Source organism: Pantoea sp. VS1 (assembly GCF_002207995.1).
Classification (GTDB): Bacteria; Pseudomonadota; Gammaproteobacteria; order Enterobacterales; family Enterobacteriaceae; genus Pantoea; species Pantoea dispersa.
The window spans coordinates 1-21636 of sequence record NZ_NHZE01000096.1 but is presented as its reverse complement, the minus strand read 5'-3'; the positions used below and the strand labels follow the sequence as shown (position 1 = coordinate 21636).

General features: G+C 58.6%; 22 protein-coding genes and 1 other annotated feature. Of the genes, 16 read left to right on the top strand and 6 right to left on the bottom strand.

Annotated features, from left to right (window positions below; genetic code table 11):
• Window positions 1-14: 14 nt before the first annotated feature.
• Together CBW22_RS23750 and dacD are read right to left on the bottom strand one after the other, a co-directional pair.
• The gene (locus CBW22_RS23750) at window positions 15-1073 is read right to left on the bottom strand and encodes an FUSC family protein (RefSeq protein WP_058757324.1); all 1059 of its coding nucleotides are present in this window, start codon (window positions 1071-1073) and stop codon (window positions 15-17) included.
• A 162-nt stretch (window positions 1074-1235) separates the two neighbouring features.
• Window positions 1236-2402 (bottom strand): serine-type D-Ala-D-Ala carboxypeptidase DacD, encoded by a 1167-nt coding sequence (dacD, locus tag CBW22_RS23745; RefSeq protein ID WP_176428180.1) that lies wholly within the window; start codon window positions 2400-2402, stop codon window positions 1236-1238.
• Window positions 2403-2604: 202 nt separating this feature from the next.
• Between dacD and sbcB the strand changes: the two genes are divergently transcribed.
• Entirely contained in the window at window positions 2605-4026 is a 1422-nt protein-coding gene (sbcB, locus tag CBW22_RS23740) for an exodeoxyribonuclease I (protein ID WP_058757323.1), read from the top strand.
• Window positions 4027-4185: 159 nt separating this feature from the next.
• Here sbcB and CBW22_RS23735 read toward each other — a convergent pair whose 3' ends face one another.
• Together CBW22_RS23735 and CBW22_RS23730 are read right to left on the bottom strand one after the other, a co-directional pair.
• Window positions 4186-5544: an APC family permease gene (locus CBW22_RS23735; protein WP_058757322.1), complete on the bottom strand. Its 1359-nt coding sequence runs from the start codon at window positions 5542-5544 to the stop codon at window positions 4186-4188.
• Between the two features lie 366 nt (window positions 5545-5910).
• Entirely contained in the window at window positions 5911-7326 is a 1416-nt protein-coding gene (locus tag CBW22_RS23730; RefSeq protein ID WP_021509364.1) for a glutamine synthetase family protein, read from the bottom strand.
• Window positions 7327-7537: 211 nt separating this feature from the next.
• Here CBW22_RS23730 and puuD point away from each other — a divergent pair, with 211 nt between their 5' ends.
• Genes puuD through CBW22_RS23715 form a run of 3 tightly spaced genes read left to right on the top strand, consistent with a single transcriptional unit; the run spans window position 7538 to window position 10158 of the window.
• On the top strand, window positions 7538-8302 hold the full coding sequence (gene puuD / locus CBW22_RS23725; RefSeq protein ID WP_088518043.1) for a gamma-glutamyl-gamma-aminobutyrate hydrolase: 765 nt from the start codon (window positions 7538-7540) through the stop codon (window positions 8300-8302).
• Window positions 8299-8856: an HTH-type transcriptional regulator PuuR gene (gene puuR / locus CBW22_RS23720; RefSeq protein WP_031280073.1), complete on the top strand. Its 558-nt coding sequence runs from the start codon at window positions 8299-8301 to the stop codon at window positions 8854-8856. Before puuD ends, puuR begins: the two co-directional genes overlap by 4 nt.
• 21 nt (window positions 8857-8877) lie before the next feature.
• Window positions 8878-10158 (top strand): NAD(P)/FAD-dependent oxidoreductase, encoded by a 1281-nt coding sequence (locus CBW22_RS23715; RefSeq protein ID WP_176428179.1) that lies wholly within the window; start codon window positions 8878-8880, stop codon window positions 10156-10158.
• A gap of 162 nt (window positions 10159-10320) precedes the next feature.
• Here CBW22_RS23715 and CBW22_RS23710 read toward each other — a convergent pair whose 3' ends face one another.
• Window positions 10321-11148 carry an SDR family oxidoreductase gene (locus tag CBW22_RS23710; RefSeq protein WP_058757317.1) on the bottom strand — a complete coding sequence of 276 codons (828 nt, stop codon included), beginning with the start codon at window positions 11146-11148 and terminating at the stop codon, window positions 10321-10323.
• Between the two features lie 180 nt (window positions 11149-11328).
• On the opposite strand from CBW22_RS23710, the gene hisL reads away from it, so the two are divergent.
• The 12 genes from hisL (at window position 11329) to CBW22_RS23655 (ending at window position 21236) form a co-directional block, all read left to right on the top strand.
• The gene (hisL, locus tag CBW22_RS26170) at window positions 11329-11376 is read left to right on the top strand and encodes a his operon leader peptide (protein WP_100396937.1); all 48 of its coding nucleotides are present in this window, start codon (window positions 11329-11331) and stop codon (window positions 11374-11376) included.
• Window positions 11352-11473, top strand: a sequence feature (His leader region). Its footprint overlaps the gene before it by 25 nt.
• A 54-nt stretch (window positions 11474-11527) precedes the next feature.
• The gene (gene hisG / locus CBW22_RS23705; RefSeq protein ID WP_031280070.1) at window positions 11528-12427 is read left to right on the top strand and encodes an ATP phosphoribosyltransferase; all 900 of its coding nucleotides are present in this window, start codon (window positions 11528-11530) and stop codon (window positions 12425-12427) included.
• A gap of 3 nt (window positions 12428-12430) precedes the next feature.
• Window positions 12431-13738: a histidinol dehydrogenase gene (gene hisD, locus CBW22_RS23700; RefSeq protein ID WP_088518041.1), complete on the top strand. Its 1308-nt coding sequence runs from the start codon at window positions 12431-12433 to the stop codon at window positions 13736-13738.
• On the top strand, window positions 13735-14811 hold the full coding sequence (gene hisC, locus CBW22_RS23695) for a histidinol-phosphate transaminase (RefSeq protein WP_058757314.1): 1077 nt from the start codon (window positions 13735-13737) through the stop codon (window positions 14809-14811). Before hisD ends, hisC begins: the two co-directional genes overlap by 4 nt.
• Window positions 14808-15875, top strand: coding sequence for a bifunctional histidinol-phosphatase/imidazoleglycerol-phosphate dehydratase HisB (hisB, locus tag CBW22_RS23690; protein WP_021509354.1), 1068 nt, complete (start codon window positions 14808-14810; stop codon window positions 15873-15875). Before hisC ends, hisB begins: the two co-directional genes overlap by 4 nt.
• Window positions 15875-16465 (top strand): imidazole glycerol phosphate synthase subunit HisH, encoded by a 591-nt coding sequence (gene hisH, locus CBW22_RS23685; RefSeq protein ID WP_088518040.1) that lies wholly within the window; start codon window positions 15875-15877, stop codon window positions 16463-16465. Before hisB ends, hisH begins: the two co-directional genes overlap by 1 nt.
• Window positions 16465-17202, top strand: a complete 738-nt coding sequence (gene hisA, locus CBW22_RS23680; protein ID WP_059011594.1) for a 1-(5-phosphoribosyl)-5-[(5-phosphoribosylamino)methylideneamino]imidazole-4-carboxamide isomerase — start codon at window positions 16465-16467, stop codon at window positions 17200-17202. Before hisH ends, hisA begins: the two co-directional genes overlap by 1 nt.
• Window positions 17184-17960, top strand: a complete 777-nt coding sequence (gene hisF / locus CBW22_RS23675) for an imidazole glycerol phosphate synthase subunit HisF (RefSeq protein WP_021509351.1) — start codon at window positions 17184-17186, stop codon at window positions 17958-17960. The genes hisA and hisF overlap by 19 nt, the downstream gene beginning before the upstream one ends.
• Window positions 17954-18565, top strand: coding sequence for a bifunctional phosphoribosyl-AMP cyclohydrolase/phosphoribosyl-ATP diphosphatase HisIE (gene hisIE, locus CBW22_RS23670; RefSeq protein WP_021509350.1), 612 nt, complete (start codon window positions 17954-17956; stop codon window positions 18563-18565). The genes hisF and hisIE overlap by 7 nt, the downstream gene beginning before the upstream one ends.
• Before the next feature lie 105 nt (window positions 18566-18670).
• Entirely contained in the window at window positions 18671-19147 is a 477-nt protein-coding gene (locus CBW22_RS23665; protein WP_072209928.1) for a YbaK/prolyl-tRNA synthetase associated domain-containing protein, read from the top strand.
• Window positions 19148-19213: 66 nt separating this feature from the next.
• Window positions 19214-20011 carry an ABC transporter substrate-binding protein gene (locus tag CBW22_RS23660; protein ID WP_021509348.1) on the top strand — a complete coding sequence of 266 codons (798 nt, stop codon included), beginning with the start codon at window positions 19214-19216 and terminating at the stop codon, window positions 20009-20011.
• A 112-nt stretch (window positions 20012-20123) separates the two neighbouring features.
• Entirely contained in the window at window positions 20124-21236 is a 1113-nt protein-coding gene (locus CBW22_RS23655) for a succinylglutamate desuccinylase/aspartoacylase family protein (protein ID WP_088518039.1), read from the top strand.
• A 33-nt stretch (window positions 21237-21269) separates the two neighbouring features.
• Here CBW22_RS23655 and CBW22_RS26420 read toward each other — a convergent pair.
• Window positions 21270-21636, bottom strand: a 367-nt coding sequence (locus CBW22_RS26420; RefSeq protein ID WP_176428178.1) for a hypothetical protein, incomplete at its 5' end; no start/stop codon positions are given.

Genomic DNA, 21636 nt, shown 5'->3' with positions numbered 1-21636 from the left:
ATTGCCTGAGAAAACTATTTGCGCAGCGCCAGACGCACCAGGTCTGTCATGCGCTCCAGCTGACGCGCCTGCTCCAGACTCAGCCAGACGTAACCGTAAATCGCGGTGGTTTCCAGCCGCGCGCTGCCGTTGGCGATCAGCGCTTCCAGCTCCTGGGTGATGGCTTCCAGCTCGTGGCTGTTGGCAATCACCTGTTCAGTCTCGCCTTTCACCATCAACGCTGACAGCGCGTTCAGGGTGTTCTCGGTCATCTGCTGCGTGCGGCGCAGCGTCGGCGCGTTCAGCAAAATCAGATGGCTCTCGCGCGACGCCCACCAGGCTTCAATCTGCATCTGCATGGTGTTAACCATATTACGGTTAATGGTCTGAATGGCTTCAAACACCGATTTAGGGATGCGCGTCTCTTTGCTCGCCGGCTCCAGCAGCGCGCGCATTTTGATCACGCTGGTGAGCAGCTTCTGGAAGCGCGGATTGAGGCGCGGCTTCTCCACCAGATTGGCAGAAAAGCCAGCGTGATGAATCTTCGCCATGTTGATAAAGGCGTCCGACAGCTGAATGCGCCAGTGAGTATAGGCGCGCTGCGCCCAGATCGCGCTGAACAGCAGGGCCATCAGCGAGCCGAGAATCACATCGCCGCCGCGCCACAGCGCCACGGTGAAATCGCCGGCCGGCGCGCCGACCACCACGCCGAGCGTGATGCCGATCAGCAGTGCCATATACGGGTGTTTGCCCAGCGTCAGATAGCCGCAGACGATCATCACGATAAAGCACCACACCAGCATCAGCGGCAGTGACAGCAGCTCCAGCTTCAGCGCGATCAGCCCTGATATCAGCCCGGCAAAGGTACCGCTGATACGCTGCACCACGCGCGGCAAAACATTGCCCCAGGTGGAGATCGGTCCCATCACCACCACCAGCGTGATCAGCGGCCAGGTGCCTTCCGGAATATCGGTCAGACGGACAAACAGAAAGCACAGCACAAAGGCGATAGCAATGCGTACGCCGTGCACGGCGCGGTAGTGGCGGTAAAACCAGAACTCAATCGGAGAGATGGGCTTGTCAGCGCGTAACATGGTGGTCCGGGTGCGATAAAAATTTGCGCGCTATGTTACCCTGGCGCAGCACGAACATTGAGGGGCTGGCGCAACTTTTTGCGCAATAATACAACTGCGCTACATCTTGTTTTCTCAGTGCACACAAGGATGTAACGCAGCGTTTGCTTATCGCCCGACGGCTTACAGTTTCTGTTTCACGTAATCGCTGATGCGCGTGATGATGCCTGCTTCATAGACCGACTGCAGCGCGTACAGCGGATAGCTGGCCAGCTGCTTGTCTTTATCCAGCACCTGAATTTCACCCACCTGCTCGCCGGCTTTCAGCGGCGCCTCGAGGTCTTTACGATTGATCACGTACTTCGCCATCACGTTCGACACTTCGCTGCGCGGCAGTGACAGATAGATATCTTCGGTGGTACCGACGTCCACTTTGTGCGGGTTGCCGTACCAGACGTTTTCGCTGCCGATCTTTTTCCCGGCGTGGAACAGCTGCACGGTGTCGAAGTTGTTCTGTCCCCATACCAGCAGTTTACGCGCCTGCTCTTCTCGTCCCTTCGAACTTTTCCCGCCCATGATCACCGCAATCAGACGATGACGACCGACAATGTTCGAGGCGACGATGTTGAACCCGGCGCTCTCGGTGTGGCCGGTTTTCATGCCGTCGACGTGCAGATTCTGATCCCACAGCAGGCCGTTACGGTTGTTCTGGGTAATGCCGTTGAAGCTGAGGGTTTTCTCGCTGTACATGGCGTAGAAATCCTGCTCACCGTTGATGATGGCGCGCGACAGCACCGCCAGATCGCGCGCGGTGGTGTGCTGCCCCGGCGCATCAAGACCGTGCACGGTTTCGAAGTGGGTGTGCGTCAGGCCGAGCTTTTGCACGTAGCTGTTCATCATGTTGACGAAGCTCTCCTGACTGCCGGCCACATAGTCGGCCAGCGCCACGCAGGCGTCGTTGCCGGAATCGATGATCACGCCGCGCATCAGGTCGCGCACGGTGACTTTATCGCCCGGCTTAAGAAACATCAGCGACGAGCCTTTAAACACCGGATTGCCGGCGGCCCACGCGTCTTTACCCACCGTGACCACATCGTCGCGGGTGATTTTCTTCTGATCGACCGCGCGGTCGACGACATAACCGGTCATCAGTTTGGTCAGGCTGGCCGGGTTGCGCTCCGCATCCGGGTTGCCTGCGGTGAGGATCTGCCCGGTGGTGGCGTCCATCAGCACCCAGGACGCGGCATCAATGGCCGGCGGCGTCAGGGGAAACGGCATGCTGTCATCCGCGTGCGCCAGCGATGCCCAAACAATCATTCCAGATACAGTTACCAACAGACGCCTTTTCAACACTTCTTCCTCAACATCAAATAAATGAATTTACCGCCGCACGTTTTACGGCAAATAGCGCTTTGATATCTGAATAAATTGAAAAAAAGTATGAACCGCGGACAAATGCTGCGCGCCCGCTCGCAGCGATGGCGATCGAGGTTGTGCTGTACCGGGCTGACGACTATTCTGTGCGTTGATTTTCCATAGCCAGGATAACGCCGTGCCCGCCTCTGAGTTCACTTTTCTGTTCCACGATTATGAAACCTTCGGCAAAAGCCCGTCGCTGGATCGTCCGGCGCAATTTGCAGGCCTGCGCACCGACAAAGCCTTTAACGCCGTAGGCGAACCGCAGGTGTTTTACTGCCAGCTCGCGGACGATTACCTGCCGCAGCCGGAAGCGGTAATGATCACCGGTATCACGCCGCAGGTGGCCAACGCGCGCGGCGTGCCGGAAGTGGAGTTTGCTCAGCGCATTCACGCGCTGTTCAGCGAACCGCAAACCTGTGTGATCGGTTACAACAACGTGCGCTTCGATGACGAAGTGACGCGCAATATCTTCTACCGCAACTTTATCGACCCGTATGGCTGGAGCTGGCAGAACGGCAATTCGCGCTGGGATCTGCTCGACGTGATGCGCGCCTGCTATGCGCTGCGCCCGGAAGGCATCGTCTGGCCGGAGAACGACGACGGTTTCCCGAGCTTTAAGCTGGAGCATCTCACCCAGGCTAACGGCGTGGCACACGAACAGGCGCACGATGCGATGTCCGATGTGTACGCCACGCTGGCGATGGCAAAGCTGGTGCAGGAGAAGCAGCCGAAGCTGTTTGAGTTTCTGTTTACCCATCGCAACAAGCAGAAACTGATGACGCTGATTGATATTCCGCAGATGAAGCCGCTGGTGCACGTTTCCGGCATGTTCGGCGCGGCGCGCGGCAATACCAGCTGGATTGTGCCGCTGGCGTGGCATCCGGATAACAAAAACGCGCTGATCGTGGCCGATCTGGCCGGCGACATGACGCCGCTGCTGACGCTGTCGCCGGATGAGCTACGCGAGCGGCTGTATACGCGACACAGCGATCTGGGCGATTTGCCGGCGGTGCCGATCAAGCTGGTGCACATCAATAAGTGCCCGGTCCTGGCCCCGGCCAATACGTTGCGCCCGGAAGATGCCGAACGACTGGGTATCGATCGTCAGCACTGTCTGGCGAATCTGGCCCTGCTGCGCCAGCATGCCGAAGTGCGGGAAAATGTGGTGACGCTGTTTGCCGAAGCGGAGCCGTTCACGCCATCGGAGGATGTCGATGCGCAGCTGTATGACGGTTTCTTCAGCGACGCCGATCGCGCCGGCATGAACATCCTGCGCCAGACGCCGCCGCAGAACCTGCCGGCGCTGGATTTGACCTTTGAGGATAAACGTATCGCGAAGCTGCTGTTCCGCTATCGCGCCCGCAACTTCCCCGGCACGCTGGATGATAAAGAGCAGCAGCGCTGGCTGCAGCACCGCCGCGAGCAGCTTAATGCGGAGCGGGTACAGGCGTTTTTGCTGGAGCTGGAGTCGCTGGCCAGTTTACATGAGGGCGATGCAGAGAAAATGGCGCAGCTGAAAGCGCTGTATTTGTATGCGCAGGAGCTGGTGTCGTAGCAGGGTTTCGTGCGGGCTGATGCCCTCACCCCGGCCCTCTCCCACAGGGAGAGGGAGAGGTCTAGTGCGTTTTGGTGCAGCTACTGGGCTGATACCTGACACTCGCTCGGACGGTTCCCTCTCCCGCGGGCGGGAGAGGGTTAGGGTGAGGGAAAAGCCTTACACCTCTTCGCTAAACTGCGGTACCGGATTGCGGAACGTGCGGGTCACAAACGCCAGGTAAACAATACCAATCGCCGCCCACACCAGGCCGAGCACCATCGAGGTCTCTTCCAGGTTGATCCACAGCGCACCCACCGTCAGCGCACCCATAATGGGCAGCACCAGATAGTTGAGGTGGTCTTTCAGCGTCTTGTTACGCTTCTCACGAATCCAGAACTGGGCAATCACCGACAGGTTCACAAAGGTGAACGCCACCAGCGCACCGAAGTTAATCAGCGCCGTTGCGGTGACTAGGTCGAAGTTGATCGCCAGCAGCGCTACCGCACCAACCAGCAGCACGTTCAGCGACGGCGTGCGGAATTTCGGATGCACGAAGCCAAAGAAACGCTGCGGGAACACGCCGTCACGGCCCATCACGTACATCAGACGCGAAACGCCGGCGTGTGCCGCCATGCCGCTGGCCAGCACCGTCACCACCGAGAAAATCAGAATGCCGATCTGCAGCGCTTTACCCGCCACGAACAGCATGATTTCCGGCTGTGAAGAGTCCGGATTCTGGAAACGCGAGATATCCGGGAAGTACAGCTGCAGGAAGTACGAGACGCCAATAAAGATCACCCCACCAATCAGCGCGGTCAGGAAAATCGCGCGTGGAATGGTGCGCTCGGCATCTTTGGTCTCTTCCGACAGCGAACTGATACCGTCAAAGCCAAGGAACGAGAAGCACAGAATGGTCGCACCGGTAATCATCGGCACCACCTGCGCATTTTCAGACCAGAACGGCTTAGTACTGGTCAGCGTACCGGCGCCAATACCGTGTGCCACACCATACACCACCATACCGGTGATCACTGCCATCACCACTACCTGCAGCACCACAATGACGCTGTTGAAGTTGGCCACGGTTTTGATCCCACGCAGGTTGGAGATGGTCATAAACGCCACCAGCAGCACCACGAAAATCCACGACGGAATGCCCGGCACCAGCGACTCAAAGTAGCTTTTCGCCAGCAGGATGTTGATCATCGGCATGAACAGATAGTCCAGCAGTGATGACCAGCCCACCATAAAGCCGACGTGCGGACTGATAGCCTTCTGAGCATAGGTGTAAGCGGAGCCCGCAGATGGGAAGCGGCGTACCAGCTTGCCGTAGCTCACGGCAGTAAACAGTATCGCGATCAGCGCGAAAGCATAAGCGGTGGCGACGTGACCGTCGGTGAGGCCTGACACGATGCCGAAGGTATCAAACAGGGTCATTGGCTGCATATACGCCAGGCCCATCATGACGACCGGGATCAAAGTCAGAGATTTTTTCAGATGTGCACGCTGTGGTGCGGCAGAGGTATTAAGCGACATTGTTCAGGCCCCCTACAGCAACAACTGAGTTCAGTTGTACCACAGGGATACTGCGCAATGTGCTGCAGTGAGAAGTGATATTAGTGTTTGCGATTGTCGCCGCGCCATAATCATCACGGAAGCGAGAACCAGCCTGCGCTGGTGCAATTGTAAACAGTCCCATCTTTGTTCCTCAAATCTCACGCACAAGCGTGTTTCAGTGTCTATCTATCCGGATGCGTGTCCGGCCTCGTTCATGTAGTGAAAGCACCATGCAAAAAAATAACCGACGTAATTAGCGTCGGTTATGTTTTGTCTTTTGCAGGGCGCGTATTTTGCCCCAACTTAGGCCATCGACACAAGATGTTGGATCAATTCTTCTGTCGGTCAGGCGTTCTTTAACATCCAGTCAATTTCCGTGGCGGTGATCAGCCGTTCAAACTCGCGCAGTTCATACTGTTTGCAGCTGTGCCACACGCCGCTGAAACGCTCGCCGAGCAGCTTTTGCAGCGGATAGCTGTTTTCAAACTCGTACAGCGCATCGCTCTGGCGAATCGGCAGTTCCAGCCCTTCTGCCTCGTGGCCATTGCCTTTCACCGGATGCGGTAAGGGTAGCTGATTATCCAGACCGTGCAAGATACCGGCAATAATTGCTGACACCACCAGATACGGATTGGCATCGGCGCCCGCCACACGGTACTCGACGCGATGGTTTTCTACATCGCCGCAGGGAATGCGCAGCGCCACCGTGCGGTTATTGTGTCCCCATGACGCCTGCAGCGGCACAAACGCCTCCGGCAGGAAGCGGCGAAACGCGTTGACGTTAGGCGCCAGCAGCGCCATTGATGCCGGCATCAGATCGATCATGCCAGCCAGCGCCCGCTTCAGCAGCGGCGAATCGCTGCCATCATCCAGCGCAAAGGCGTTGTGGTCGGCGGCATCCAGCATACTGATGTGTACGTGCATGCCGCTGCCCGCATACTCCTCATACGGCTTGGCCATAAACGTGGCGGTCATGCCGTGGTTTTCTGCCACCTGACGCACCAGCCGCTTCAGCAGAATGGCGTCGTCGCAGGCTTTGAGGATATCGCGCGTATGGTGCAGGTTGATTTCGAACTGGCCCGGCGAGGCTTCCGCCAGCGCGCCGTCGGCGGGGATATTCTGCAGTTTCGCCAGCGCGTCAATATCGCGCAGCACGTCGGCGAAATGGTCGAGATTATCCAGCGAATACACCTGACTCTGCATGTTGCGCTCTTCGCTACCCGGCGCACACGGCGGCTGAATATAGCCTTCGGCATCGCGCTTTTTGTCCACCAGATAGAACTCCAGCTCTACCGCTACCACCGGAAACAGACCGCGATTGCGCAGCTGTTGCCACAGCCGGTTCAGCACGTTTCGGGGTTCAACGTCAAAGGGAGTGCCATCTTGGTCGCACATGGTCAGCAGCAGCTGGGCGATGCGTTGCGGGTCAGAGGCGGAAGGAATTAAGGTCCCGGGGACCGGTATGCAGAGGTTATCAGGTTCGCCGAGCGCCTGTCCGAGGCCGGCTTCCTCGACGGTGTTGCCGAGAATGTCCATGGCGAAAACCGAGGCCGGAAAGTAACACCCTTTTTCCAGCTTAGCTAACGCGGAGACGGGAATGCGTTTACCGCGAAATACCCCGTTGAGATCGTTTAACAGAATATCGACATACTGCGTTTCCGGATGGCGTTCCAGCCAGGTTTTCACCTCCAGCTGGAACGCGCTGGTTCGTTTTTCTTCACTGTGTCGCGTGAAGTCTTCTACTTCCACGAGGTTCGTCATCTTCCCACCCGCCCTATACCGTTTAAGATGGTTTGCACATGCTCAAAATAACAGCCACACCTCTAACATAGCTCTAACGCAAATGGTGTGCAAATGTAACAATTCTGTTTGAAGAACAACCAGACGGTTGCTAGATTGACAATATATTGCACACTTTTTCTACTTAGCGCGCAAAACCGGCGAAAATATTGAACAGCAGCGTGGAGACGTAATGGGCATTATTTTTGACAAGCCTTTGATTGGCGTAGTGATGTGCCAGAACCCCATCGGCAACCACGTTGGGCAGACCGTGCATAACAAATACCTCGACGCCGTGGTGCTGGCTGGTGGCGTGCCGCTGCCTTTACCGCATCAGCTGATGCACGCGCCGCAGCTATTAGAAAACAGTATGATGCTGCTGGACGGCATTTTGCTCACCGGCAGTCCAAGCAATATTGAACCCTGGCATTACGGTGAAGAAGGTCATGAAGCGCATGCCGATCCGTCGCGTGACCGCTTGTCCTTTGCGCTTATCACCCACGTCAGCGGGAAAAAGATGCCAATGCTGGGCATCTGCCGCGGTTTGCAGGAGCTGGTGGTTGCCAACGGCGGCGCGCTGCATCGCCAGCTGCATCAGACGCATCTGTTTCAGGAGCACCGCGAAGATGACAGCCAGCCGCTGGAGCAGCAGTACGCGCCGGCGCATCTGGTGCAGCCCGAACCCGACGGCCTGCTGAGCCAGCTGCTGGGCAGTGCTGCTGCGTTCGCGGTCAATTCGCTGCACGGCCAGGGCATCCGCGAGCCTGGCCCGCAGTTACGCATTGAAGCCCGCGCGCCGGATGGCCTGATCGAAGCCGTCAGCCTGCGCCAGCATCCGTTTGCGCTGGCGGTGCAATGGCATCCGGAGTGGCAATCCGATCGCGATCCGGTCTCGCGCCGTTTATTCGAGGCCTTTATCCACGCCGCAGCACGTTATCACAAGGAAAAGCAGCCATGAATGATGCCACTCTGGCGCCCGGACGACGCTTATCGCAAATCCGGCAGGAGTTGGGATTGTCTCAGCGTCGCGTCGCTGAGTTGTCAGGTTTAACACACAGCGCCATCAGTACCATTGAGCAGGATAAAGTCAGCCCGGCAGTCAGCACGTTACAAAAGCTACTCAAAGTGTATGGGCTGTCGCTGTCGGAGTTTTTCTCGGAGCCGAAAGTGAATGCCACGCCGCGCATCATCGTACGGCCGGATGATTGCGTTGAGATCGGCAGCCTCGGTGTTTCTTTACAGCTGATTGATAACGGTGCGGCGAAGCGCGCGCTGGCGATGCTGCTGGAGCGCTACGAGCCGGGGGCCAGCACCGGTGAAAAGCTGCGCCATCCGGGGGAAGAGACCGGCACGGTGCTGGAGGGGGAAATCACCCTGGTGGTGAACGGTCAGAGTTATCACCTTAACCGCGGCGAAAGCTACGTGATTGATACCGGTTTGCCGCACAGTTTTACCAATACGTCAGATCAGCCGTGTCGCATTGTCAGCGCGCATACGCCCGCCAATTTCTGAGTTCACGCGCTACAGGAGGTTATGATGCACCACGTGCAAAGTTATTACGCCGCGACCGCCAACGCGCACGCGCCGTGGCCGCAGCTGCAGGAGAGCATTCAGTGTGACGTCTGCATCATCGGCGGCGGGTTTACCGGGCTCTCTTCCGCGCTGTTTCTCACCGAAGCCGGTTACGATGTGGTGGTGCTGGAAGCGGCCCGCGTCGGCTTTGGCGCCAGCGGCCGCAACGGCGGCCAGGTGGTGAATTCTTACAGCCGCGATGTCGATGTGATTGAGCAGCGCTACGGCAAACAGACTGCGCAGATGCTGGGCAGCATGATGTTCGAAGGGGCGGAGATTATCCGCGACCGTATCGATCGTTACGCCATCGCCTGCGACTATCGCCCCGGCGGCATTTTCGCAGCGCTCAATCAGCGCCAGATGGGGCATCTGCGCAGCCAGCAGGCCAGCTGGGCGCGTTACGGCAACAGCGATCTGGAGCTGCTGGACGAGCGCGGTATCCGCCGTGAAGTGGCCACCGACCGTTACGTCGGCGGCCTGCTGGACCGGCGTGGCGGCCATCTTCACCCGCTCAATCTGGCGTTGGGTGAAGCCGAGGCGATTCGCCGGCACGGCGGCCGTATATATGAGCAGTCGGCGGCGCTGGCAGTGACTTACGGCACACCCAACCGGGTCAAAACCGCGCAGGGTGAAGTCAGTGCCACCTTTGTGATTTTTGCCGGCAACGCCTATCTGCCATCGCAACTGGAACCGCGGCTGGGGCGCAAAAGCATGCCGTGCGGCTCGCAGATTGTCACCACCGAGCCACTGAGCCGCGATCAGGCGCTGGGGCTGATGCCCAATAACCACTGCGTAGAAGATTGTAACTATCTGCTGGATTACTTCCGCCTGACCGCCGACAACCGCCTGCTGTACGGCGGCGGCGTGGTGTATGGGGCGCGCGAACCGGAAGACATCGAGGCGTTGATCCGGCCCAAGCTGCTGCGTACCTTTCCGCAGTTGCGCGACGTGAAGATCAGCCATCGCTGGAGCGGTAACTTCCTGCTCACGCTGTCGCGCATGCCGCAGTTTGGTCAGCTGGAGAAGAATGTTTTCTTTATGCAGGGCGATAGCGGACACGGTGTGACCTGCACGCACCTCTCCGGCAAGCTGATTGCCGAAGTGCTGCGCGGCCATGCAGAGCGGTTTGATGCTTTTGCGAAGCTGCCGCACCTGCCGTTTCCCGGCGGAAGACGCTTTAAGGTGCCACTGACGGCGATGGGCGCGGCCTGGTATGCGTTAAGGGATCGGCTGGGGGTTTAGGTGGGTGCGGTTTGCTGCCCTCACCCCGGCCCTCTCCCACGGGGAGAGGGAGAAGGATGGTGCCTTTATTTAAGCCGGGAGCAGTACCTGGAATGCGCGCTCGGGCGGTTCCCTCTCCCGCGGGCGGGAGAGGGTTAGGGTGAGGGCAACCCCGCACCGCCCCTACTCCAGCGGCATCTTCATCGGGTCATCGTAGCTGTACTCAAACCCCAGCTCGTGACAAATCTTCGAACCGTCAATCACCTTGCCGCTGGCGCGCACCGGCTCGGCAACAAACGTCGGTGGCACCAGGCCTAACTGCTTCGACACGCTCGGATAGAAACTGTCGCGTGACGGATGTTTCGGGGCGCACAGGTTGTAAACGTGCCCGCCCTTCGGCGTTTGCAGCAGCAGCACAATCGCGTCGACCACATCATCAAGATGCACCAGGTTAACCGCGTGCGCGCCGTTTTCCAGGTTAGTTTTACCGGCGAGGAAACGGCCCGGATGGCGGTTCGGGCCGACCAGGCCTGCGAGACGCACGATATCCACGCTGGTGCCCGGCAGGTCATGCAGCCAGTTTTCCAGCTCCACCAGCGTTTTGCCCGCTACCGTCTCCGGCTGCAGCGCACTGCTCTCTTTTCTTACGCCGTCGCCGCTGCCGTATACCGAGGTAGAGCTGGTAAAGATGATGCGCGGCACTTTATTCGCCAGCGCGGTATCGACCACGTTCTGCACCGCCTGCATGTAATCTTCGCCGCCCTGCACGGTGCGGCTGGCGGGCAGCGTCACCACCAGCGCATCCACCGCCATCAGCGCGGCCAAATCGTCTGCTTCACACTCCAGCTCCGGTGACAGCACCAGCTGAAACGCATCAATACCACAGCGGCGCGCCGCATCGACGCCATCCGGTGAGGTTTTGCTGCCGGTTACCTGCCAGCCGCGCGCTGACAGCGCCATCGCCAGCGGCATTCCCAGCCATCCCAGACCTACAATCGCCACCTTTTTCATATCGACTCCTGCTCTCCCGCGCTAAGACACCCCATCTTAGTGCCAGCGCGCCAGCCAGACCAGCGCAAACTGTTGCCGAAGGTTGCGAAAACTGACGTTAAAAAAGGGTTGCCAAGCGCCGCCATCTTCGTTAGGTTAATCAGCACGCAAATGAATACTCATTCAGCAACGGAATTTTTTATGACACGCGTTCAGTTCAACCACCATCATCACCATCACCCTGACTAGTCTTTCAGGCGATGTGTGCTGGAAGACGTTTAGGATCTTCCAGTGGTGCGAGCGCAAAGAGAGCCCCCGGAAGATCATCTTCCGGGGGTTTTTTTATGGGCGAACGCAACCCGATACGCTTCAGACAGGATTGAATAAGAGGACAGGAACCATGTTAGATAACACCCGTTTACGCATAGCTATGCAGAAATCTGGCCGTTTAAGTGATGAATCACGCGAACTGCTGGCACGCTGCGGTATTAAAATTAACCTTCAGCAGCAGCGTCTGATTGCGTTTGCGGAGAACATGCCGATCGACATCCTGCGCGTGCGCGATGACGATATCCCTGGCCTGGTGATGGACGGCGTGGTCGACCTCGGTATCGTTGGCGAAAACGTGCTGGAAGAGGAGCTGCTGACGCGCCGTGCACAGGGCGAAGACCCGCGCTACTTTACGCTGCGCCGCCTCGATTTTGGCGGTTGCCGCCTGTCACTGGCAATGCCGGTCGATGCCGAGTACACCGGTCCGCAATGCCTGAATAATGCCCGCATCGCCACCTCTTACCCGCACCTGCTGAAGAAATACCTTGATAAACAAGGCATCGCGTTTAAATCCTGCCTGCTGAACGGTTCCGTTGAAGTGGCACCGCGCGCCGGTCTGGCCGATGCCATTTGTGACCTGGTTTCTACCGGCGCCACGCTGGAAGCCAACGGCCTGCGTGAAGTCGAGGTGATTTACCGCTCTAAAGCGGTGCTGATTCAGCGCGATGGCGAACTGCCAGCGGCGAAACAGCAGCTGGTGGACACGCTGATGACGCGTATTCAGGGCGTGATTAAAGCGCGTGAATCCAAATACATCATGCTGCACGCGCCGAGCGAGCGGCTGGAAGAAGTTATCGCCCTGCTGCCGGGTGCCGAGCGCCCTACCGTGCTGCCGCTGGCCGGTGAAGTGAGTCGCGTGGCGATGCACATGGTGAGCAGCGAAACGCTGTTCTGGGAAACCATGGAAAAACTGAAGGCGCTGGGCGCCAGTTCGATCCTCGTGCTGCCAATTGAAAAAATGCTGGAGTAACCGATGAGCGCAATCATGCAACCTATCGACTGGCAGGCGTGTAGTGCCGAACAGCAGCAGGCGCTGCTGCAGCGTCCGGCAATCTCGGCATCGGCCAGCATCAGCGCCACCGTGCAGGACGTGCTGGTGCAGGTGAAACAGCAGGGCGACGCGGCGCTGCGGGCGTTTAGCGCGCGCTTCGACAAAGCCCAGGTGGAGAATCTGCGCGTGTCCGCCGCTGAGATGCAGGCGGCCGGCGAGCGGCTGAGCGACAATTTAAAGCAGGCGATGGCAGACGCCATGGCGAATATCGAAACCTTCCACAACGCGCAGATTCTGCCGCCGGTGGACGTGGAAACCCAGCCGGGCGTGCGCTGCCAGCAGATCACTCGTCCGGTGAAGTCGGTCGGCCTGTATATTCCTGGCGGCTCGGCGCCGCTGTTCTCCACCGTGCTGATGCTGGCAACGCCAGCGCGCATCGCCGGTTGCGGCCGCGTGGTGCTGTGCTCGCCGCCGCCGATTGCCGATGAAATTCTCTACGCGGCGCAGCTATGCGGCGTGCAGGAAGTGTTTCAGGTCGGCGGCGCGCAGGCGATTGCCGCCCTCGCCTTCGGCACAGAAAGCGTGCCGAAAGTGGACAAGATTTTTGGCCCTGGCAACGCGTACGTGACCGAAGCGAAACGTCAGGTCAGCCAGCGTCTCGACGGCGCAGCGATCGACATGCCTGCCGGTCCGTCTGAAGTGCTGGTGATTGCCGACGAAGGCGCGACGCCGGCGTTTGTCGCCTCAGATTTACTGTCACAGGCCGAACACGGTCCGGATTCTCAGGTGATCCTGCTGACGCCTTCACGGCAGCTGGCTGAAGGCGTGGCGCTGGCGGTTGAACAACAGCTGGCGCAGCTGCCACGTGCCGCTACGGCCCGTCAGGCGCTGGAGAGCAGCCGCCTGATCGTGGCGCAGGATCTGGCGCAGTGCGTTGAGATTTCCAATCAGTACGGCCCGGAGCACCTGATTATTCAGACGCGCCAGCCGCGCGCGCTGGTTGAGGAAATTACCAGCGCCGGTTCGGTATTCCTCGGCGACTGGTCGCCGGAATCCGCCGGTGATTATGCCTCCGGCACCAATCACGTGCTGCCGACCTATGGCTACACCGCGACCTGCTCCAGCCTTGGGCTGGCCGATTTCCAGAAACGCATGACGGTACAGGAGCTGACGCCGCAGGGCTTCCTCAACCTCGCCGCCACCATTGAAACCCTCGCCGCCGCGGAAAAGCTGGACGCGCACAAAAATGCCGTGACCCTGCGCGTCGCCGCCCTGAAGGAGCAAGCATGAGCAACAACGTTGAAGATTTAGCCCGCGCCAACGTGCGCGCGCTGACGCCCTATCAGTCTGCTCGTCGCCTCGGTGGCAACGGTGACGTATGGCTGAATGCGAACGAATTTCCGCTGCCGGTGCCGTTTGAGCTGTCGCAGCAGACGCTGAACCGCTATCCGGAGTGCCAGCCAAAATTAGTCATTTCGCGCTACGCCGCCTATGCCGGCGTCCAGCCGGAGCAGGTGCTGGTGAGCCGCGGGGCGGATGAAGGGATTGAGCTGCTGATGCGCGCCTTCTGCGAACCGGGCAAAGACGCCATTCTGTTCTGCCCGCCGACCTACGGCATGTACAGCGTCAGCGCCGAAACCATCGGAATTGAGTACCGCACCGTGCCGGCACTGGACAACTGGCAGCTCAACCTGCCCGCCATTGCGGACCAGCTGGACGGCGTGAAAGTGGTGTACATGTGCAGCCCGAACAACCCGACCGGCAATCTGATTGATCAGGATGACATCCGCCAGCTGCTGGCGATGACCGCCGGCAAAGCGCTGGTGGTGGCCGACGAAGCCTATATTGAGTTCTGCCCGCAAGCAACGCTGGCCGGCTGGCTGCAGGAATTCCCGCACCTGGTGATTCTGCGCACGCTGTCAAAAGCCTTTGCGCTGGCGGGCCTGCGCTGCGGCTTTACGCTGGCCAACAAGCCGGTGATCGATCTGCTGCTGAAGGTGATTGCACCTTACCCGCTGGCGACGCCGGTGGCCGACGTGGCGGCGCAGGCGCTGAGCGAGCAAGGCATCGCGCTGATGCGTCAGCACGCGCAGCAGCTCAACGACAACCGCGCCTGGCTGTGCGAACAGCTGCCGCAGCTGAGCGTAGTGCAGCAGGTTTTCCCGAGTGAGACTAACTATATTCTGGCGCGCTTCACCGACTCGCCAAAAGTGTTTAAAACGCTGTGGGATCAGGGCATTATTCTGCGCGACCAAAACAAAAACCCTGGCCTGGCGGGATGTCTGCGCATCTCCATCGGCACCCGTGAAGAGTGCGAGCGCCTGATCGCCGCGCTGCAAGCCTTATCTGTGGAGCAAGCATGAGTCAGAAGATCCTTTTTATCGACCGCGATGGCACCCTCATCTCTGAGCCGCCGACGGATTTTCAGGTGGACCGTATGGAGAAGCTGGCGTTTGAGAAGAACGCCATCCCGGCCCTGCTGGCGCTGCAGGAAGCGGGTTATCAGCTGGTGATGATCACCAACCAGGACGGCCTCGGCACTGAACGTTTCCCGCAGGCCGATTTTGACGGCCCGCACAATCTGATGATGCAGATCCTGCGCTCACAGGGCGTGAACTTCAGCGACATTCTGATCTGCCCGCATCTGCCGGAAGAGAACTGCGACTGCCGCAAGCCAAAGACCAAAATGGTCGAAGCCTGGCTGGCCGACGGCGCGCTGGATACCGCCAACAGCTATGTGATTGGCGACCGTCTGACCGACATCCAGCTGGCGCAGAACATGGGCATTCAGGGCCTGCGCTACGGTGCGGAAGGCGAAGACTGGGACGCGATTCAGGCGCGCCTGACCAAACGCGATCGTCACGCGCTGGTGAACCGCAATACCAAAGAGACGCAGATTAAAGTGGAAGTGTGGCTGGATCGCGAAGGCGGCAGCAAAATCAACACCGGCGTCGGCTTCTTTGATCACATGCTGGATCAGATCGCCGTGCACGGCGGCTTCCGCATGAACATTGAGGTAAAAGGTGACCTGTATATCGACGATCACCACACGGTAGAAGATACCGGCCTGGCGCTGGGCGAAGCGCTGCTGAAGGCGCTGGGCGACAAGCGCGGCATCGGCCGCTTCGGCTTCGTGCTGCCAATGGATGAGTGCCTGGCGCGCTGCGCGCTGGATATCTCCGGCCGTCCGCACCTCGAATACAAAGCCGAGTTCAGCTATCAGCGCGTTGGCGACCTGAGCACAGAAATGGTCGAGCACTTCTTCCGCTCGCTGTCGTACGCCATGATGAGCACGCTGCACCTGAAAACCAAAGGCCGCAACGATCATCACCGCGTGGAAAGCCTGTTCAAAGCCTTTGGCCGCACGCTGCGTCAGGCGATTCGCGTTGAGGGCAACACCCTGCCGAGCTCGAAAGGAGTGCTGTAATGAATGTGGTGATTCTTGATACCGGCTGCGCCAACCTCTCTTCGGTTAAGTGGGCGATTGAGCGTCTTGGCTACACACCCGCGGTGAGCCGCGATCCGGACGTGGTACTACGCGCCGACAAACTGTTTCTGCCCGGCGTCGGTACTGCGCGGGCGGCGATGGACCAGCTGCAGGAGCGCGATCTGATCGAGCTGGTGAAAGCCTGCACCCAGCCGGTGCTCGGCATCTGTCTCGGCATGCAGCTGCTCGGACGCGGCAGCGATGAGAACGGCGGCGTCAGCACGCTAGGCATCGTTGATGAGCCGGTATCGCTGATGGATACCCGGGGTTTACCGCTGCCGCACATGGGCTGGAACCAGATCACCGCGCAGGCCGGCAATCACCTGTTCCGCAACATTCCGGACGGCAGCTACTTCTACTTTGTGCACAGCTACGCCATGCCGGTGAATGCCGCCACCATCGCCCAGTGCGACTATGGCCTGCCGTTCACCGCCGCCCTGCAGAAAGATAACTTCTTCGGCGTGCAGTTCCACCCGGAGCGCTCGGGTAAAGCCGGCGCGCAGCTGCTGAAAAACTTCCTGGAGATGTGATGATTATCCCCGCATTAGATTTGATCGACGGCAAAGTGGTGCGCCTGCATCAGGGTGACTACGGCCAGCAGCGCGATTACGGTAACGATCCCCTGCCGCGCCTGCAGGATTATGAACGCCAGGGCGCGGAAGTGTTACATCTGGTGGATTTGACCGGAGCGAAAGATCCGGCAAAGCGCCAGATCCCGCTGCTGACCACGCTTTTACGCGGCGTCAGCGTGCCGGTACAGGTTGGCGGCGGTATTCGTCATCGTGACGATGTGGCCGCCCTGCTGGCAGCCGGCGCCACGCGCGTGGTGGTTGGCTCCACCGCAGTCAAGCAGCCGGAAGAAGTGAAAAGCTGGTTCAGCGAATTCGGTGCCGACGCCATTGTGCTGGCGCTTGACGTGCGCATTGACGCCAGCAATCGCAAAGAAGTGGCGATCAGCGGCTGGCAGGAAGCGGCAGGCGTGACGCTGGAAGAGGTGATTGGCTGGTATCAGCCGGTGGGCCTGAAACATGTGCTGTGCACTGATATTTCGCGCGACGGCACGCTGAGCGGTTCCAACGTGGCGCTGTATCAGGAAGTGTCCCAGGCATTTCCGGACATCGCGTTCCAGTCTTCCGGCGGCATCGGTTCACTGGATGATATCGCCGCCCTGCGCGGCAGCGGTGCCCAGGGTGTGATTGTCGGTCGCGCCCTGCTGGAAGATAAATTTACGGTAGCGGAGGCAATTGCATGCTGGCAAAACGGATAATCCCCTGTCTGGACGTGCGTGACGGGCAAGTAGTGAAAGGCGTGCAGTTCCGCAACCACGAAATCATTGGCGACATCGTCCCGCTGGCGCAGCGCTATGCCCAGGAAGGCGCTGACGAACTGGTGTTTTACGATATCACCGCCTCTTCCGACGGCCGCGTGGTGGATAAAAGCTGGGTATCGCGCGTGGCGGAAGTGATCGATATTCCGTTCTGCGTCGCCGGGGGCATCAAAACCCCGGAAGATGCGGCGCGCATTCTGCAGTTTGGCGCAGATAAGATCTCCATCAACTCACCCGCGCTGGCCGATCCGACGCTGATTACCCGGCTGGCGGATCGCTTCGGCGTGCAGTGCATCGTGGTGGGCATCGATACCTGGTTTGATGAAGCCAGCGGCAAGTATCACGTCAATCAGTATACCGGCGACGAAGCGCGCACCCGCGTTACCCAGTGGGAAACGCTGGACTGGGTAGAGGAAGTGCAGAAGCTGGGCGCTGGCGAGATCGTACTGAATATGATGAATCAGGACGGCGTGCGTAACGGCTACGACCTGGTGCAGCTGAAGAAGGTGCGCGACGTGTGTAAGGTGCCGCTGATCGCCTCCGGCGGCGCAGGAACCATGGCGCACTTCCTCGAAGCCTTCGAGCAGGCAAACGTCGACGGCGCGCTGGCGGCTTCGGTGTTTCACAAACAAATTATCAATATCGGCGAGTTGAAAAACTTCCTGATCGACAACGGTGTGGAGATTCGCGCGTGTTAACTGCAGAACAACTGGCCAGACTGGACTGGGCCAAAACCGCGGGCATGATGCCCGTCATCGTCCAGCACAACGTCTCCGGCGAAGTGCTGATGCACGGTTACATGAACGAGGACGCGCTGCACAAGACGCTGGCCGACGGCAACGTCACCTTCTTCTCCCGCACCAAAAACCGTTTATGGACCAAAGGCGAAACGTCGGGCCACTTCCTTAAAGTGGTCAGCATCACGCCGGATTGCGATAACGACACGCTGCTGGTGCTAGCCAATCCGATTGGCCCCACCTGCCATCTCGGTACCTCAAGCTGCTTTTCGCCTGCTGCACCGGACTGGACGTTCCTGTATCAGCTGGAGCAGCTGCTGGCCTCGCGTAAAAGCGCCGATCCGGCCAGCTCCTATACGGCGAAGCTGTACGCCAGCGGCACCAAGCGCATTGCACAGAAGGTGGGAGAAGAAGGTGTTGAGACCGCGCTGGCTGCTACCGTCAATGACCGCCACGAACTGACTAACGAAGCCTCCGACCTGCTGTACCATCTGCTGGTGCTGCTGCAGGATCAGGAACTGGATCTCAGCACCATCATCAACAACCTGCGCGCACGCCATAAGTAACAATTGTGCGCCATGCTGCTCAAAACGGGCTTTCTGGCTCGATTTTGAGCAGCATACTTCGCAAAAGAGTGCGATCAATTGCGCTTCATCAAAATGGAAACCCCCATGACCACCCATGAAAAACTGCTCGCCCTGCTCGATCAACATAACGCCCGTTACCGACTCATGGAGCATGAAGCGACCGGAAAGTGTGAAGCCGTGGCCGCGATTCGTGGCACGGAAGTGGGACAAGGTGCCAAAGCGCTGGTGTGTCACGTCAAGGGCAACGGCATCAAACAGCATGTGCTGGCGGTGCTACCGGCCGACCAGCAGGCCGACCTGAGTAAAGTGGCAGCCGCCGTGGGTGGCCGGCGCGCCTCGCTGGCCTCGCCGGCTGAAGTGGATGCGCTGACCGGCTGCGTGTTTGGCGCGATTCCGCCGTTTAGCTTTCATGCGGATTTACAGCTGGTGGTGGACCCGCTGCTGTTCGAGCGCTACGACGAAATTGCCTTTAACGCCGGGCTGCTGGAGAAGTCGGTGGTACTGCAGGTGGAGGATTACCGCGCACTGCATAATGGTAACGTGATGAAAATAATACTCTAATTGCCATACACCACGCTGAGCGGTACTCTCGATGACTTATCATCACGACAAAAGAAGACCGCAACTATGGCAAGTTCCCGTTTTACCGCCCGTCTGCGTCAGACGCTGGCACTGGCTGTGCTGGCAGGCTGCGCGTTCGGCGCTCAGGCAAAAATCGATCAGGTGCGTTTCGCCGTTGATCCTACCTATCCCCCTTTTGAATCCAAAACGCCGCAGGGCAAGCTGGTCGGGTTTGACATCGACCTCGGCAATGCGCTGTGCGCGCAGATGCAGGCCAAATGCGTGTGGGTCGAGAGCCAGTTTGATGGCATGATTCCGGCGCTGAAGGCGCGTAAGTTTGACGCCATCCTGTCGGATATGGGTATCACCGAAGAGCGTCTGAAGCAGATCGACTTCACCGTGCCGCTGTATGACACCCACACCCAGCTGATTGCGCGTAAAGGCTCCGGCCTGCTGCCCACCGCGGAATCGCTGAAAGGCAAAACCGTGGGCGTGGAACAGGGTACCGTGCAGGAGCGCTACGCGCTGGCAAAATGGCAGCCGCACGGCGTGAACGTGGTGCCGTATGGCGATCAGGCACAGGTTGAGAGCGACCTGATTTCCGGACGCCTTGACGTGGTGTTCACCGATGCCGCACAGGCCGCAAACGGCTTCCTGAAACATCCGCAGGGCAAAGATTTCGAACTGGCTGGCCCGATTGTGCAGGATCCGATTATCGGCCCCGGCACCGCCATCGGCCTGCGCAAAGGCGACACCGAATTAAAAACCGCGCTGGACAACGCCTTCGCGGAGATCAAAAAGAACGGTACCTTTGATACCTTGCAGAAGAAGTATTTTGCGACGGATATCTCTATAAAGCAGTGATCGATGGGGCGGCGCATTTGCCGCCCTTTTTCCAGCAGAACTATAATTCCCTTCATCAATTTCATACGGCGCGGCCACGAGCGTGCCCCAGACACAGGACATCGACTGCGTTATGCAACAACAACATCATCCTTTGTTAAGCGCGACGCTGGGCACCCAGCGGGAAATTGTCAGCTTCCACTTCGGCACCGACTCACAGCAGCGTGTGTATATTCAGGCGGCGCTGCACGGCGATGAGCTGCCGGGCATGGCGGTGGCGTGGTATCTCAAGCAGAAGCTGCTGGCGCTGGAGTCGGTGGGCAAGCTGAAAGCCAAAGTCACCTTGGTGCCGGTCGCGAATCCACTCGCACTGGGTCAGCACTGGCATGGCACTCACCTCGGACGTTTTCATACTCTTTCTGGTCAGGATTTTAACCGTCGCTTTCCGGCGCTGGGCGATACGCTGGCGGCAGAACTGGCGGGCTCGTTGACACAGAGTGAATATGAAAACAAACGACTGATTCGCGACGCCATCGATCGTCACTACCGCGACCGCATCGCCAAAACCGAACTGGAGGCCCAGCGCTTCACCCTGATGCGCATGGCCAGCCAGGCAGACCTGATGATTGACCTGCACTGCGACTGGGATGCCTTGCCGCATCTTTACACCACACCGCACGCCTGGCCAGAGATTGAGCCGCTGGCGCGCTGGCTTGGCAGTGAAGTGCAGCTACTGGCGCAGATCTCCGGCGGAGAGCCCTTTGATGAGGCCTGCTGCGAACCCTGGCTGACACTAGCTGAGCGTTTTGGCAAGGACTACCCGATGCCGCGCGGCCTGCTGCCGGTGACGCTGGAACTGCGCGGCGTAGCCGATGTATCGCCTGAACAGGCGGAGAAAGATGCGGATGCGATTATCAATGCGCTGATTGAAGGGGGATATATTGCCGGAGAAACCGGAGACTCCCCTGCCCTGATCCATGCGCCAACTCAACTGGCGGGCTGTGAGTACATCCACGCGCCTCACTCCGGACTGCTGCTGAACCGCAGAAAATTAGGTGAGTGGGTTAAAGCGGGCGAAGTGGTGGCGGAGATTGTCGACCCGCTCAATGACTACGTGACACCGCTGGTGGCTGAGTTTGGCGGCGTGCTGTATGCAAGGAACCTGACCAAGTTTGTCACGGCTGGAATGCTGGTGGTGAGGCTGGCGGGGGAAAATGCGGGACGCAGAGGGGATTTGCTGGTATAGGAAAAAAACGGCCTATTTAAAGGCCGTTAAAGATTAATGTTTTATAGATACTTCCTGTAAAGAAAGTCCTAACATTCTGTTATCCGTACCAAGACCTAACTCAGCTGGAGATTTAGCGTCCTTTACAAACAACTCTATTTTTTGGACCTTCTGAGAATGATCGATTGGAATTAAAACAATCGAAGCATCATTGGTTTTGGATGTAACTTCCTCTGTAACAATCTGATTATTTTGTGAAGTTTTAAACTCTATATCAACCGAATTTCTCACGTTTGATAATAAAACATTATATTTAAGCACATAAAAATTCGATGAGTCATTTGGCACTGGAAGTTGTAAAACTGCCTTATCTTTTGACCAAACATGACCCGGTTCTCTATAATACCATCCATCATCAAGT